The organism is Halomonas sp. ALS9, from assembly GCF_001651035.1.
Classification (GTDB): domain Bacteria; phylum Pseudomonadota; class Gammaproteobacteria; order Pseudomonadales; family Halomonadaceae; genus Vreelandella.
The window spans coordinates 1-1,381 of sequence record NZ_LXRG01000161.1 but is presented as its reverse complement, the minus strand read 5'-3'; the positions used below and the strand labels follow the sequence as shown (position 1 = coordinate 1,381).

General features: G+C 55.0%; 1 rRNA gene. It reads left to right on the top strand.

What is annotated here, in order from left to right:
- A 23S ribosomal RNA gene (locus A6R74_RS10650) occupies positions 1-1,212 on the top strand; the annotation flags it as partial.
- Positions 1,213-1,381: the final 169 nt, after the last annotated feature.

Genomic DNA, 1,381 nt, shown 5'->3' with positions numbered 1-1,381 from the left:
CGGGAGAAGGCACGCCGGCGTAGGGTGATGAGACTTGCTCTCTAAGCCCGAACCGGTCGAAGATACCAGGTGGCTGCAACTGTTTATTAAAAACACAGCACTCTGCTAACGCGCAAGCGGACGTATAGGGTGTGACGCCTGCCCGGTGCCGGAAGGTTAAATGATGGTGTTAGCCGCAAGGCGAAGCTCTTGATTGAAGCCCCGGTAAACGGCGGCCGTAACTATAACGGTCCTAAGGTAGCGAAATTCCTTGTCGGGTAAGTTCCGACCTGCACGAATGGCGTAATGATGGCCACGCTGTCTCCACCCGAGACTCAGTGAAATTGAAATCGCCGTGAAGATGCGGTGTACCCGCGGCTAGACGGAAAGACCCCGTGAACCTTTACTATAGCTTCACACTGGACGCTGATGTTGCCTGTGTAGGATAGCTGGGAGGCTTTGAACTTTGGACGCCAGTTCGAAGGGAGCCAACCTTGAAATACCAGCCTGGCATCATTGGCGTTCTCACTCAGGTCCGTTATCCGGATCGAGGACAGTGTGTGGTGGGTAGTTTGACTGGGGCGGTCTCCTCCTAAAGAGTAACGGAGGAGCACGAAGGTACCCTCAGCACGGTCGGACATCGTGCAGTGAGTGCAAGAGCATAAGGGTGCTTGACTGCGAGACAGACACGTCGAGCAGGTGCGAAAGCAGGTTCTAGTGATCCGGTGGTTCTGTATGGAAGGGCCATCGCTCAACGGATAAAAGGTACTCCGGGGATAACAGGCTGATACCGCCCAAGAGTTCACATCGACGGCGGTGTTTGGCACCTCGATGTCGGCTCATCACATCCTGGGGCTGAAGTCGGTCCCAAGGGTATGGCTGTTCGCCATTTAAAGTGGTACGCGAGCTGGGTTTAGAACGTCGTGAGACAGTTCGGTCCCTATCTGCCGTGGGCGTTGGATGTTTGAGAAGGGCTGCTCCTAGTACGAGAGGACCGGAGTGGACGACCCTCTGGTGTTCCGGTTGTCACGCCAGTGGCATTGCCGGGTAGCTATGGTCGGACGGGATAACCGCTGAAAGCATCTAAGCGGGAAGCCCCCTTCAAGATGAGACATCCCTGAGGCCTAGAGCCTCCTGAAGGGCCCAGCGAGACCAGCTGGTTGATAGGCACGGTGTGGAAGCGCTGCAAGGTGTTGAGCTAACGTGTACTAATGGCCCGTGAGGCTTGACCCTATAACACCCAAGGGGTCTGGTCGTGATGATAACGTGAAGAACCGGATACGCAAGCTGAGCTAACTGTTTAACACAGGGCTTGGCAGTGAGACGCACACAATTTAGCAAGCAACGATAGAACGCTAGTCAGCATGATGTACATTACCCGTTACGCCTGACGACCATAGCA